This window comes from Providencia rustigianii (genome assembly GCF_900637755.1).
In the GTDB taxonomy this organism is placed as follows: domain Bacteria; phylum Pseudomonadota; class Gammaproteobacteria; order Enterobacterales; family Enterobacteriaceae; genus Providencia; species Providencia rustigianii.
Genome location: NZ_LR134396.1, coordinates 975957 through 990210, shown reverse-complemented (window position 1 = coordinate 990210; position 14254 = coordinate 975957). Strand labels below are relative to the sequence as shown.

The following is a 14254-nucleotide window of genomic DNA, read 5'->3' as shown; positions in this document are numbered from 1 at the left end:
GGAATTACCCTTCTAGCTCAATCTTGGTCAGAACATCACGCAGCACTGGACCATATTCATACTTAGCTGGGCACACATATGTACACAGACCTAAATCTTCTTCATCAAGTTCCAGACAGCCCAACTCTTGAGAAGTATCTGTATCGCCCGCGAGTAGATCACGTAATAAGTGCGTAATCATGATATCGAGTGGCATAACACGCTCATAGTTACCAATTGGAACCATGGAACGTTCGCCACCATTCATGGTTGTCGTGAAGTTAAATCGTTTATTTTTCAGAAAATGACCGATGGTTGTACGAGTGATGGTAAATTTATTCACCCCCGGCATAATCCAGCCAAACAATTCTTTATCACGGCCTTCTGCTAAGACAGAAACTTGGTTATGAAAACGACCAAGATAGTGATGAGCTTCATCACAGGTCACCCCCCAAAGCACAGACCCCGAAATTAAACGGTTTTCTCCGGCTTTAAGCTGCCCTTTAGTTAATTCATAAATATCTGCGCCTAGACGGGTTCGTAACAGACGCGGTTTTTCGACTTGAGGTCCCGCAACTGCAATAACTCGATCAGTATATAAATGACCGGTGGTAAATAACTTACCAATCGCAATCACGTCTTGATAATTTAGGCTCCACACTCTTTTTTTGAGACTAACTGGCTCAAGAAAATGAATGTGAGTACCAGCTAACCCAGCAGGATGTGGTCCCGCAAATTGCGTATAAACAATTTGTGAGTTGGCTGCTTGTTTTGGGATTTCACCAGCACCATGGCAAACATGAACTTTGCCTTCGGTTAAACGACTCAGAACCACCAAACCGTCGTTAAAAGCTTGCGAATTTTCACCAATGATTATTGTTGGATCTGCGGAAAGCGGGTTCGTATCCATTGCAGTCACAAAAATCGCAGCTGGGGATGAACCAGGCTCTGGAGAACGACTAAATGGGCGCGTTCTTAAAGCTGTCCATAAACCTGATCTTAAAAGATTTTGTTCAACCTGCTCTTTAGTCAACGTTGAAAGCTGGTCTGCTGCATAAGATTCAAAAGTCTCTTGTTCATCGCCATCAATTTCGATGACAACAGACTGAAGAACACGACGCTCACCACGATGAATGGCAACAATTTTGCCACAGGCAGGGCTAGTAAATACCACTCCAGGATTCTTTTTATCTTCAAAAAGAATCTGTCCTTTTTTTACACGCTCACCTTCTTTAACCAGCATGGAAGGACGCATCCCGACATATTCTTCACCTAGCACCGCTACGTGTTGAATTTTCGGGCCGTCTTCTATCACTTGGGCTGGCTCACCTGCGATTGGAAGGTTAAGGCCTTTTTTAATTTTAATCATAAGATCTGCACAAGTTTATCAGTTAAACCCTAAGCTAACGATTCAGCAATGAATGATAGCGACTCAATAATAAAAATAACCCAAGTTACTTTCGCCACTTGAGTAAGTAAATTTCACAATATTGCTACACTTTATCTTCTTCTGCCGTCGATAATTTTATCAGTTCCCTCTCCCTCTGTCCGGTTATAGAAGTGACGTAGCTCAAGCAAATCGTAATATAATTTAAAATTATGTTGTAACAACTCGTAATTACCTACCTATGCATTCATCTTTATCGATTGTTGATTATTTTGTAATCAACAAACATTCAGACAGAATTATTAACTTTCTATATTAAATTTTATTTCCTTCGTCTAAAATATCCCTAACATGTACTATTTTTAAACAATTTATTTTTCAAAATTCGGCTTAATTATGCGTATACGTACAATTCTCAGTCTTAGCTTACTGTTTGCTTTATCTTCGACTGTTAACGCCCAAAATAAAGAAACATTAATTAATCTTAATGAAAGGGCGAATATCGAACAGAAATCATCGATATTTATTCAAATATTTAAACAAGAAGGTGTGCTTGAGCTCTACCAAAAAGCGTCTGACGGAAAGTTTAAATTAGTCAAAACTTATCCAATCTGTAAGTTTTCTGGTGGGCTGGGCCCAAAAAAAATAGAGGGCGACCTAAAAAGTCCCGAAGGTTTTTATCAGATTACAGCCGAGCAACTTAACCCTAATAGCCAGTTTTACCGGTCTATTAACTTAGGTTTTCCTAATGATTTTGATAAAGCGCAGGGGTATACCGGTAATTATTTGATGATTCATGGTAGCTGTGTATCGACAGGATGCTATGCCATGACAGATAAATCCATGGGAGAAATCTACCAAACCGTCGAACGTGCACTCCAAAACGGTCAGCCGATTATAGATGTTAACATCTATCCTTTTAGAATGACTAAAACAAATATGCTACGTTACCGAAATTCCAGCCATTATGCTTTTTGGAAGCAACTCCAGCCAGCTTATGACTACTTCGAGCGGACAAAAACACCAGCCGAAGTCTCTGTAATATTAGGTAAATATAATGTTAACAGCATGCCAGAAAGCCCGACTCAGTTATTGGGATCTAAGTCACAATATGCGTTGACCACGGTGAAATAGCACAAAATCACCAGGCTCTATTTTTTGCCAAGTTTCATTTCCAGTGAGTGGTGTTGTGGCGATCACGGACACCACGTCACTCGGTGTGGTGCATTGTTGGAAATCAATCTCGATATCTTGATCGAGTAATTTTGCTTTACCAAATGGGGCTTTTCGAGTGATCCAGTGAAGCTTCGTTGAACTGAATGCCATCAAATACTCACCATCGGATAGCAGCATATTAAACACGCCTTTTGCACGTAATTGTTGAGCTAAAGTCGCAATAAACCGGAATACTGATTGCCAATTTGTCGGCTTTCGAGGATATTTTTGATTTAGTTGATGCAAAATCCAACAAAACGCCCATTCACTGTCCGTCTCACCGATAGGTCGATAATGACCTGTTTTCAATGACCGAAAACCTTTCAGCTGGCCATTATGGGCATATGTCCAATTGCGCCCCCATAACTCACGAGTAAACGGGTGCGTATTGACCAAAGAAACATCGCCTCGATTTGCCTGACGAATATGTGCGACTATGCATTCTGATTTGATTGGATATTCCTGCACAAACCGCGCCACAGGAGAAACAAAACTTGGCTGAGGATCTTTAAATGTACGACACCCGAGTCCTTCATAGAACGTAATTCCCCAGCCATCTTTATGTGGACCTGTTTGTCCACCCCGGGAAATCAATCCACTCAGACTAAAAGTAATATCTGTGGGTACATTGGCACTCATGCCAAGCAGTTCGCACATTTAAAGCCTCCGATGCCTCAAAAGAAGTTACTTAACCATCTCTTTTTCAATTAATTGAATCAAGATATGGATCACTTTGATATGAATCTCTTGAATACGATCTGCATAACCAAAATGAGGGACGCGAATTTCAATATCAGCGCTACCAGCCATCTTGCCACCATCTTTACCTGTCAAAGTAATGACTTTCATACCTTTTTCACGTGCTGCACTGATTGCTTTGATGATATTGCCAGAATTTCCTGACGTTGAAATGCCTAATAAAACATCCCCTTTTTGGCCAACAGCTTCAATGAAACGAGAAAAAACAAACTCATAACCGAAGTCATTACTCACGCAAGATAAATGGCTTACATCAGAAATGGCTATTGCTGGATAACCTGGACGGTTTTCACGATAACGACCGGTTAGCTCTTCTGCAAAATGCATCGCATCGCAATGGGAGCCACCATTACCGCAAGAGAGAACTTTTCCGCCCGCTTTAAAAGAGTCTGCCAGCAATACTGCCGCTTTCTCGATAGCTTGCAGGTTAGCTTCATCACTTAAAAAATTGGATAGCGTATCTGCAGCTTCCGTCAGCTCACCACGGATCAAGTCTTGGTACATGAGTTTCCCCTTAAATTTAACGAATACTTGATGAAGATAATTACGCCTTTCTAGGTAATTAATCTTTGATTTCCCGATTGTTGCACAGGGTACACTTTGTTTCTACTTCTGATTGTGTTGTATCAGCCAAGTTTGGTGAAATCTCCATCAACCACACATTTAGGCAATTTGTGACGATACAAAACTGCGGGTATTCCCAATAATTCACGGCATGACTTGATTATTTTGTGAGCCAAGTTGTAATTAAGATGTAAACATCTTGATAATTGTTTATTAACGGATATAGATTAAAGAAACCAACAGGTCAGACCTCTTACAAGTAGACAGGAGTTTCACTATGATCCTTCTCAGTATCGTTTTATTTATCGCCTTAATCGGCGTGCTGAGCTACCACAAAAGCTCATTAATTCTCAGCACAATATTATTACTTGCCTACACAGCCGTCATGGGCGCAGTCGACATATGGAGTTATTGGGTATTATTACCCGTCGCTCTGGTGCTTTTCCCATTTGTCTTTACCCCTGTTCGTCAATCTCTTTTCTCAGCAAAAGCCATGACCTTATTTCAAAAAGTCATGCCGCCAATGTCCAGAACCGAAAAAGAAGCAATTGACGCAGGAACAACGTGGTGGGAGGGTGACCTGTTCCGTGGGGCTCCTAATTGGAACAAACTCCACAATTATCCAAAACCACAACTCACTGCTGAAGAACAAGCCTTTATCGATGGTCCAGTAGAAACGGTCTGTGGCATGGTGAATGATTTCGAAGTCACCCATGAACTGGCAGATTTAACCCCTGAAGTCTGGCAATACCTGCGAGATCATCGCTTTTTCGCCATGATCATCAAAAAAGAATACGGTGGGCTGGAGTTTTCGGCTTACGCCCAATCTCAAGTATTACAAAAGCTGGCGGGCGTTTCTGGCATCCTAGCCATCACCGTCGGAGTTCCAAACTCCTTAGGTCCGGGTGAATTACTGCAACATTATGGTACTGATGAGCAGAAAAAACGCTATTTACCTGGCTTAGCTACTGGTGAAGAAATCCCCTGCTTTGCACTGACTAGTCCTGAAGCGGGTTCTGATGCTGGTGCCATCCCAGATGCAGGTGTCGTCTGTATGGGAGAATGGCAGGGTGAACAAGTCTTAGGCATGCGTTTAACATGGAATAAGCGCTATATTACCCTCGCCCCAATAGCGACTGTACTGGGTCTGGCATTTAAATTAACTGACCCTGATAAGCTGCTGGGTGGAGAAAAAAATCTCGGCATTACCTGCGCCTTGATCCCAACCAATACCCCGGGAGTTGAAATTGGCCATCGCCACTTCCCTCTGAACGTGCCGTTTATGAATGGTCCAACTCGCGGAAATGATATTTTCGTGCCTATCGATTACATCATCGGTGGGCCACAAATGGCAGGGCAAGGTTGGAGAATGCTGGTGGAATGCCTCTCTGTTGGACGCGGAATTACACTTCCATCTAACTCGACAGGTAGCCTGAAAAGTGTGGCTATGGCAACGGGTGCTTACGCTTATATTCGTCGCCAATTCAAGCTGCCGATTGGCAAGATGGAAGGAATTGAAGAGCCTCTAGCACGTATCGCAGGTAATGCTTACCTGATGGATGCCGCAGCAACCTTAATCACTTCGGGCATAATGCTCGGTGAAAAACCCGCTGTTCTATCAGCTATTGTCAAATACCACTGCACTCATCGTGGCCAACATTCCATCATTGATGCAATGGACATTACTGGCGGTAAAGGTATCTGTTTAGGTGCTTCTAACTTCGTGGCCAGATCCTATCAAGGGGCTCCTATCGCAATTACGGTAGAAGGTGCCAACATCTTAACTCGCAGCATGATCATCTTTGGACAAGGGGCAATTCGTTGCCATCCATATGTTCTTGATGAAATGGCCTCCGCTCAAGACAATAACCTGAATAAATTCGATAAAGCCGTTTTTGGACATATTGGACACGTTATTAGCAACAAATGCCGTAGTTTCTGGCTAGGTCTTACTAATGGTCATGGTAGTAGTGCACCAACCAAAGATGAAACTCGCCGTTACTATCAAATGTTAAATCGCCACAGTGCTAACTTAGCTTTATTGTCGGATGTTTCAATGGGCGTTCTGGGTGGTAGTTTAAAACGCCGTGAACGTATCTCTGCTCGTCTGGGGGATATTTTAAGCCACCTGTATCTCGCATCGGCAACCTTGAAACGTTATGAAGATGAAGGTCGCCAAAAAGCGGATTTACCTTTAGTGAAATGGGCAGTAGAAGATTGTCTATATCAATCTGAAAAAGCGATGGATGATTTACTGAAAAACTTCCCAAATCGCTTAATTGCTGGCGTATTGAGAATTGTGTTATTCCCGACAGGTCGCGCGATGTCAATGCCATCTGATCGTCTGGATCATAAACTGGCACAATTAATTATGGAGCCTTCGGAAACGCGAGACAGAATCGGACGCGGTCAATATCTAACACCGACTGAACACAACCCACATGGGCTCGTTAACCAAGCTCTGTATGACATTATTGCCGCAGAGCCAATTTTCGAACGTATTTGCCGCTTGAAAGAACGTCATTTTAGCTTTACCCGTTTAGATAAATTAGCTGACCAAATGTTGCAAGAGAATGCAATTACTCAGGAAGAAGCGGATATTTTACGTAAAGCCGAGGATAGCCGCTTGCGCACCATTAATGTTGATGAGTTTGAGTTTGATGACTTGGGGGTTATCCCATCAAAAAAGCCACACTGTGAGTCAGAGGATGAATCTCAACCGAAAAAGAAAAAAGCGGCTTAGTTAATTTGTAGCGTGGAAAATAACAAGGGGGCCATTGGCTCCCTTGAATAATTTATGATGATATTATAACTCTAAAGCCAATAACTCTTGGATGGTCTGACGACGACGAATTAATGTGGGTTTTCCGTCAACGAACATAACCTCAGGCAATAATGGTCGACTATTGTAGTTAGAAGACATCGATGCACCATAAGCCCCCGTATCATGGAAAACTAAAAAGTCTCCGACTTTCACATCAGGTAATAAACGGGTTTCTACCATTCCACCCTCTAACTGAGTAAATACATCGCCTGATTCACACAGAGGCCCCGCTATAATTGTCTCTTTAAGTGGCTGATTTTCCACACTGTTCCCATTCACAGGTAAAACAGAAATATGGTGATAGCTGCCATACATCGCTGGGCGCATCAGATCATTAAATCCACTGTCCACCAGCACATAATGACGGCTGCCCATATTTTTTACCGCACGGACTTGTGCTAATAAAACGCCAGACTCGGCAACCAGATAGCGACCTGGTTCAATTTCCAGTTCAATTTTATGCCCTAAATGTTGCTCAATACGCTGACGGGCACTGTTCCATAAGCTGTAATAATGCGCGACATCAATCAGCTCATCCTGCTCACGGTATGGCGTCGATAAGCCACCGCCCGCAGATATAGCGTCAATATCCACGCCAGCGGAAATGACTAACTCCACCATCGCATCACACACATTCGCAAGATGCTGGTAGTCAACACCAGAGCCAATGTGCATATGAATACCCACGAGCTTCAGATTATATTGACGAATAATAGCTAGCGCTTCAGGCAGATCATGATGCCAGATACCATGTTTGCTATTTTCACCGCCCGTATTGGTTTTTTGGCTATGACCATGCCCAAATCCCGGATTAATACGCAGCCAAACAGGATGCCCCGCTTTATATTCGCCAATTTGTTTCAGCATATCGATAGAGCCAGCATTGACTGGAATATCTAATTCGGTGACTTTATGTAATGTTGCTGGATCTAATACATCCGCGGTGAAGACGATCTCTGATTTCGCTCTCCCCGGTTGAAAACCAGCAACTAACGCACGCTCAATCTCCCCTAACGAGACCGAATCCACTTTCACGCCTTGGGTTCGCATCAAACGAAGAATATGAATATTCGAGCTGGCTTTTTGTGCAAAACGCACTGTATCGAATAATTGTAATTGCTTAATACGCTCAACAATCACTTCACTGTCATATACCCAAACCGGCGTACCAAATTGAGCAGGTAATGCACGTAGGTGTTCAGGGGTAAGATATTGGCTGGTCGTGCTGGCGAATGTTGTCATCGAATCCTCGTTAGCAAGCTTTATTATAATGCGTTCGATTATTCGACAAATAAATCGGGAAAAAAAATATCCTTTTTGCTAAAGTCTATTCATATTTGATATGAATTTAAAAGGAATGGAGATGCAGGCAATTTCTTGGCGGCATATTGAAATTTTTCGTGCAGTAATGACCACCCCAAACTTAACGGAAGCCGCAGCTTTACTGAATACCTCTCAGCCAACGATTAGCCGAGAGCTAGCTCGCCTTGAATATTTATTGCAATTTAAATTATTCGATCGCGTGAAAGGTCGCTTGCATCCCACCGCCCAAGGGCTACGTTTTCATGAAGAAGTTGAACACTCTTACTATGGCTTAGAGCGCATCAGAAACTCGGCAGAAACCATTCGTCGTTTTGAACATGCGCAAATTTCCATTGCTTGCTTACCCGCTTTTGCACAATCCTTGCTTCCTCAAGTCTGCCAATCCTTTATGAGTTGCTACCCTGATGTCAATTTAACGGTAATCCCCCAAGAATCCCCCGTACTTGAAGAATGGCTATCCGCCCAACGCTACGATGTAGGATTAACTGAGCACTTACAAACCCCACCGGGTACTGAACAATTAACATTAGGGTCATTAAATGAAGTCTGTGTATTACCTGCTGGGCATCCTTTTGAAGAGAAAACCGTACTCACTCCCCATGATTTTCATGGCGAGCGCTTTATTAGTCTTTCATTAACAGATAGCTATCGCCAATTGATTGACACCACTTTTTCTGAGTATCATGTGACGCGAAAAATGGTGATGGAAACTCATTCCGCCTCGTCAATCTGTGCAATGACATTAAAGGGCATTGGCGTTTCGATTGTTAACCCATTAACTGCGTTGGATTTCCATCAGCAATCATCGGGTAAACTGGTGATCCGTCCACTGAGTTTCTCCATTCCTTTTACAGTGAGTTTAATCACGCCAAATCATCGACCTTCTTCGCAACTTACCCAAATATTTACGGAACATTTGCAGCAATCATTTACGCAAATTGAGCAGGATTTATCCTTAGCCCTGCTGCATCAATGAGTGCCAATGGGAGGAAGTATTAAACCAATTCGCTAGAAAATCGATGACCGCTCTGAGCGGTGTCGGCATATGTTGGCGGCTGGTATACACGCCATAAATACCCAATGGCATAGGGGTATAATCAGGTAATAGTTGGATTAATTCCCCTGATTGCAGATACTTGGCAACAGAATAATAAGGTTGCATGGCAATGCCTGCACCATTCAACGCTGCCTCCATCAAGAATACGGATTCATTCGCACTTAACCGGCCATCCACCAATACTGTCGAGGTTTTTCCTTCTTTTTCAAAACTCCACAAACTACGACCAAAAAAGCTGTATGTCAGGCATTCTAATAGCGCCAAATCTTCGGGTTGAGTGGGTAACGTTTTATTTTTCAAAAAAGCGGGAGACGCACAAATTACAGAATGGCAGGTAGATAACGGTTTCGCTATCAGGCTAGGTTCAAGTTGATTCGTAATGCGGATCGCCAAATCAATACGCTCTTCAATCAGATTCACTGATTTATTGGAGATTTGCATATCGATCATCATGTTAGGATAAAGTTGAAGGAATTCGCTAATCGCCAGAGATAACGCGCTTTGCGCAATTGACTGAGAGCAGCTAATTCGCACTAATCCTGCCAAATCTTTAGTATTGTGTTTTTGCTGCACAGGAAGCGTTAGCGAAATAGCATTCAATTGCAAAGATTGCTGATACACACTTTCTCCCGCTGACGTTAAGCTCAGCCGCCGCGTAGTACGGTTGAGTAAGCGTACCCCAGCCCACTGCTCCATTTCAGCTAAATAGCGAGTCACCATTGCCCGGGACATATCCAGCTTATCTGCTGCCCCACTCAAACTCCCTTGCTCGACGATAGTAATAAAAACCTGCACTGCCTTCAGTCTATCCATGCTATTTGTCCGATTTATGCAACAAAGATGACCTGATTATGGCGTTTTTCTTAACTCAATTGCAATTTAATATACACACCAAGCCAAATCAGGCACACAACCTTACACAACATTAGGATATAACATGAAATTATCGACTTTATTTACTGCTATCACACTTGCCTCTGCCACCCAGTTTGCACATGCAACAAACTTAACTTTAGAGGTTTATAACCCAGGCAATAACAGCGTATTTCCTGTTTCCTCTGAAATCATCAGTGGTGATAAAGAAGTGGTGCTCATTGATGCTCAGTTCCAAAATAACGATGCGCAACAATTAGTGGATAAAATTAAAAAGCTGAATAAGAAACTCACTACTATTTATATCAGCCACTCTGATCCAGATTACTATTTTGGTTTAGAAACACTCACTAAAGCTTTTCCTGATGCCAAAGTCGTTGCGACACAACAAACAGTGGATGCAATCAACGCCACTAAAGATGGCAAGTTGGCGTACTGGGGTGATGTTTTGAAAAATGAAGCGCCGAGCAAAGTCGTCGTGCCTGAAGTGATCCAAGCCAATAGTTTCACCGTCGACGGTGAAAAATTAGAAATCAAAGGGCTGGATGGCGCATCCCCAGATAGAAGTTATGTTTGGGTTCCTTCATTAAAAGCGGTTGTTGGTGGTGTGGTGGTTTCTGACAATATTCATGTTTGGATTGCCGATACCCAAACTCCACAATCTCGCCAAAACTGGCAGCAAACGTTAGAAAGCATTAAAGCGCTGAAGCCAACTACCGTTGTTCCGGGGCACTTTACAGGTAAATCAAAAATGGATTTATCTACCGTGACCTTTACCCAACAGTATTTAACTGACTTCGAGAAAGCGAACAGCCAGAGCAAAAACTCCGCTGAACTGATCAAAAAAATGGAAACCAGCCACCCGAAATTGGATGATAAATCCAGTTTAGAATTAAGTGCTAAAGTCATTAAAGGTGAAATGCAGTGGCCACAATAAGCCATTAATTTTTAAGCTGTCACGGAAATCGCACAGATTTATCAGCGATTTTCCGTCAGCTTGCATATGATTAAAGAAACCGATTATTAAGAGTATAAAAACATGAATACAATAACCCTACACTATATCTATGACCCTTACTGTGGCTGGTGCTATGCCGCGGCACCTTTAATTGCCATTGCAGCAAACCACCCTAATATCCAATTAGAATTACATGGTGGCGGTATGCTAGCTGGCGATGCACTATTGCATCTTGATGACCAATTCCGCCAATACATTCTGCAATCAGACAAACGCATTGCCGCAATGACCGGCCAAGTTTTTGGTGATGGCTACATAAATATGTTGCATCAACCAAATGTGGTTATGGATTCTGCACCACCTCAAACCGCTATTTTGGCAGCCACAAAGCAAGATAAAGGCATCGAGATGTTGAAAGCGCTGCAGCAAGCCCACTACGTTGCCGGACGCCAAATAAGACAACCCGAGGTATTAACCGAAATCGCACAGGAAATTGGCTTAGATAACCAGAAATTCCAGCAAGATTATGCTGAATGTACACAATCGGAAACCAATACCCATATTCAAAATAGCAAGCAACTGCTCAGCCAATCTGGGGCATCTGGCTTTCCAACGCTATTAATTCAGCAACAAGATAAATGGCTACGAGTCCCTCTGCAAAATTACCTAGGCGAGCCGGATAAATGGTCGAAACTTTTAGATTCCTTGGTTTCTGCCGCTAATTAGGCGACATGGAGAAAAATAACCAAACCATTGCACTACAAATAATCGCTGGACCAAAGGGAATGCTGGAAACGAGAGTTCCCTTGGTCTTGATGCAAAGAGCTATAAAATGCACTATTCCCAAACTGGCAGATAACCCTAGAAAATAAGGTAAATCCAGCAATCCTAGCCACGCTGAACACGCCGCAATTAATTTGAAATCCCCTCGCCCCATTTGTGGACGTTTACGTATTTTTTCCATGATAGTGGTCATTACCACCAGCAGGACATAACTCAATATCAACGCGTAAAATGCAGAAATCAGATTTCCATTGAGTGAAATCCCCTGATAAAGCAGCCCTACCCATAACAATGAGTAGGTTAAAATATTGGGTAAATAGCCTGTTTTTAAATCGATAAAAAATAGAGGAAGAGCCAAATTGAGGAATAAAAACAGCATCAGAATAGAAAATGATGAATATCCTAAAAGCAGCCCCACGCCACCTACACCAGAATAAGCTATCAATAAAGTTATGCCGTTAATGGAAATACTCGGAAGACCTAAATAACGATTGGGGATATGCAACAGTAATTTCGACGTTAACCCGCTAGAGATAAAACACAAACCAGTTACCCATAACCCATTCAAGAACGTATCCATGGTTTTTCCTTAAACCTATGTAAAACTGCCTTTCAATATACGGGGCTTAAAGGAAAAACCAACACCATAATTTCGTGGTTAACCGTCGGTTTTATCGACGGTTAAATGACTTTCAACCTCAAGGCACAGACTAAGCAAAAAACACCTCGTTTTAGTTATAAACTATCCTCTTGCTCTTGCTTTTTGGGATTGAGTCCCCATATCCTGCAACAGTTATCTTGATTATCGACTAAGGAAAAATCATGCGCATCCCACGCATTTATCACCCAGAGCCATTACAAACCAATACCACCATTTCTCTTTGTGATGATGCAGCACACCATGTGGGGCGAGTTCTTCGCATGTCTGTAGGGCAAAAAATCGAGTTATTCGATGGCAGCAACCATACCTTCAGCGCTGAAATTACTGAAGCGACAAAAAAAAGTGTTTTTGTCCACATTGAAAGTAGTACCCTTGATGACCGCGAGTCCCCATTAGATATCCACCTTGGGCAAGTTATGTCCCGTGGAGAAAAAATGGAATTCACCATCCAAAAGTCTGTGGAATTAGGCGTTAATACGATCACTCCGCTGCTTTCAGAACGTTGCGGCGTTCGTCTTGATGGAGAAAGGCTTGAGAAAAAATTACAGCAATGGCAGAAAATTGCTATTGCAGCCTGTGAACAATGTGGCCGTAACCGTATTCCAGAAATTCGTCCCGTCCAATCACTTGAAGCTTGGTGTGCAGAAAATGACGGAGCGTTTAAAATTAATTTACATCCGCGGGCATCACACAGTGTGAATACACTCCCCGCAGATTTAAAACACGTTAGACTGCTGATTGGTCCCGAAGGTGGGTTATCAACAGAAGAGATCGCCATGACAGCGAATTATCAGTTCACTGATATCCTGTTGGGGCCAAGAGTATTACGAACAGAAACGACGGCGCTAACCGCTATAACCGCACTGCAAGTGCGCTTAGGTGACTTGGGTTAAGGAGATAAAATGATCAAGCTCGGCATAGTAATGGACCCTATTTCGTCCATTAAAATTAAAAAAGACACTAGTTTTGCAATGATGCTGGAAGCAGGACGTCGCGGTTACGAAATCCATTATATGGAAATGAATGACCTTTACTTACACCAAGGCGAAGCTCGCGCAACCACCAAAATCGTTACCGTCGAAGAAAATCCTAACAAATGGTATGAATTCAAATCTGAGCAAGATATTGCATTAGGTGACCTTGATGCCATTTTGATGCGCAAAGATCCCCCATTTGACACTGAATATATCTACGCGACCTACATTCTTGAACGCGCAGAACAAGCGGGTTGCTTAATCGTCAATAAACCACAAAGCCTACGTGACTGTAACGAAAAACTATTTACCGCATGGTTCCCTGAATTGACCCCAGATACCCTTGTTACTCGCAGCTCAGACAAACTGAGAGCATTCCATCAAAAGCATGGAGATGTTATTTTTAAACCTTTAGATGGGATGGGTGGCGCGTCAATCTTCCGCCTGAAGCAAGACGACCCCAACGTTGGCGTGATTATTGAGACCTTAACCGAACATAGCTCTCGCTATTGCATGGCGCAAAACTTTTTACCGGCAATCAAAGACGGTGACAAACGTGTATTAGTCGTTGATGGTGAACCCGTTCCATACTGCTTAGCCCGTATTCCAGCACAAGGTGAAACGCGTGGTAACCTTGCCGCAGGTGGTCGTGGCGAAGCGCGCCCATTAACAGAAAGTGATTGGGCAATTGCTCGTGCCGTCGCACCAACACTGAAAGAGAAAGGTTTAATCTTTGTTGGTTTAGATATTATCGGTGACCGTCTAACGGAAATTAACGTGACCAGCCCGACCTGTGCCCGTGAAATTGAAGCCGCATTTGATATTTCAATTACGGGTATGTTGATGGATGCGATTAAGCGCCGTCTACAAAAATAAGTGATTTCGTGAAAGAAATAA

13 protein-coding genes are annotated in these 14254 nt (G+C 42.8%); 7 read left to right on the top strand and 6 right to left on the bottom strand.

Annotated elements, in window-relative coordinates:
• Positions 1 to 4: 4 nt before the first annotated feature.
• Positions 5 to 1348: a Na(+)-translocating NADH-quinone reductase subunit A gene (locus EL244_RS04420; protein ID WP_006815631.1), complete on the bottom strand. Its 1344-nt coding sequence runs from the start codon at positions 1346 to 1348 to the stop codon at positions 5 to 7.
• A 414-nt stretch (positions 1349 to 1762) separates the two neighbouring features.
• On the opposite strand from EL244_RS04420, the gene EL244_RS04415 reads away from it, so the two are divergent.
• On the top strand, positions 1763 to 2500 hold the full coding sequence (locus tag EL244_RS04415; RefSeq protein ID WP_006815632.1) for a L,D-transpeptidase family protein: 738 nt from the start codon (positions 1763 to 1765) through the stop codon (positions 2498 to 2500).
• Here the strand turns inward: EL244_RS04415 and EL244_RS04410 are convergent.
• A complete protein-coding gene (locus EL244_RS04410; RefSeq protein WP_006815633.1) occupies positions 2471 to 3238 on the bottom strand; it encodes a class II glutamine amidotransferase in 768 nt (255 codons plus the stop codon). The genes EL244_RS04415 and EL244_RS04410 overlap by 30 nt on opposite strands.
• Positions 3239 to 3265: 27 nt before the next feature.
• The gene (lpcA, locus tag EL244_RS04405; protein ID WP_006815634.1) at positions 3266 to 3844 is read right to left on the bottom strand and encodes a D-sedoheptulose 7-phosphate isomerase; all 579 of its coding nucleotides are present in this window, start codon (positions 3842 to 3844) and stop codon (positions 3266 to 3268) included.
• A 337-nt stretch (positions 3845 to 4181) separates the two neighbouring features.
• Here lpcA and fadE point away from each other — a divergent pair, with 337 nt between their 5' ends.
• The gene (gene fadE / locus EL244_RS04400; RefSeq protein ID WP_126459074.1) at positions 4182 to 6647 is read left to right on the top strand and encodes an acyl-CoA dehydrogenase FadE; all 2466 of its coding nucleotides are present in this window, start codon (positions 4182 to 4184) and stop codon (positions 6645 to 6647) included.
• Positions 6648 to 6710: 63 nt separating this feature from the next.
• Here the strand turns inward: fadE and lysA are convergent, their stop codons facing one another.
• Positions 6711 to 7970, bottom strand: coding sequence for a diaminopimelate decarboxylase (gene lysA, locus EL244_RS04395; protein WP_126459071.1), 1260 nt, complete (start codon positions 7968 to 7970; stop codon positions 6711 to 6713).
• A gap of 121 nt (positions 7971 to 8091) precedes the next feature.
• Between lysA and EL244_RS04390 the strand changes: the two genes are divergently transcribed.
• On the top strand, positions 8092 to 9027 hold the full coding sequence (locus EL244_RS04390) for a LysR family transcriptional regulator (RefSeq protein WP_126459068.1): 936 nt from the start codon (positions 8092 to 8094) through the stop codon (positions 9025 to 9027).
• On the opposite strand, the gene EL244_RS04385 is transcribed toward EL244_RS04390, so the two are convergent.
• A complete protein-coding gene (locus EL244_RS04385; RefSeq protein WP_006815638.1) occupies positions 9007 to 9921 on the bottom strand; it encodes a LysR family transcriptional regulator in 915 nt (304 codons plus the stop codon). The two genes, EL244_RS04390 and EL244_RS04385, sit on opposite strands and share 21 nt — an antisense overlap.
• Before the next feature lie 124 nt (positions 9922 to 10045).
• On the opposite strand from EL244_RS04385, the gene EL244_RS04380 reads away from it, so the two are divergent.
• Entirely contained in the window at positions 10046 to 10918 is an 873-nt protein-coding gene (locus EL244_RS04380; RefSeq protein WP_126459067.1) for an MBL fold metallo-hydrolase, read from the top strand.
• A 102-nt stretch (positions 10919 to 11020) separates the two neighbouring features.
• Positions 11021 to 11665: a DsbA family protein gene (locus EL244_RS04375; RefSeq protein ID WP_126459064.1), complete on the top strand. Its 645-nt coding sequence runs from the start codon at positions 11021 to 11023 to the stop codon at positions 11663 to 11665.
• Here EL244_RS04375 and EL244_RS04370 read toward each other — a convergent pair.
• Positions 11658 to 12302: a prepilin peptidase gene (locus tag EL244_RS04370; RefSeq protein ID WP_126459061.1), complete on the bottom strand. Its 645-nt coding sequence runs from the start codon at positions 12300 to 12302 to the stop codon at positions 11658 to 11660. The two genes, EL244_RS04375 and EL244_RS04370, sit on opposite strands and share 8 nt — an antisense overlap.
• 242 nt (positions 12303 to 12544) lie before the next feature.
• On the opposite strand from EL244_RS04370, the gene rsmE reads away from it, so the two are divergent.
• A complete protein-coding gene (gene rsmE, locus EL244_RS04365; protein ID WP_039855559.1) occupies positions 12545 to 13276 on the top strand; it encodes a 16S rRNA (uracil(1498)-N(3))-methyltransferase in 732 nt (243 codons plus the stop codon).
• A 9-nt stretch (positions 13277 to 13285) separates the two neighbouring features.
• The gene (gene gshB, locus EL244_RS04360; RefSeq protein WP_126459058.1) at positions 13286 to 14233 is read left to right on the top strand and encodes a glutathione synthase; all 948 of its coding nucleotides are present in this window, start codon (positions 13286 to 13288) and stop codon (positions 14231 to 14233) included.
• The last annotated feature ends 21 nt before the right edge of the window (positions 14234 to 14254 follow it).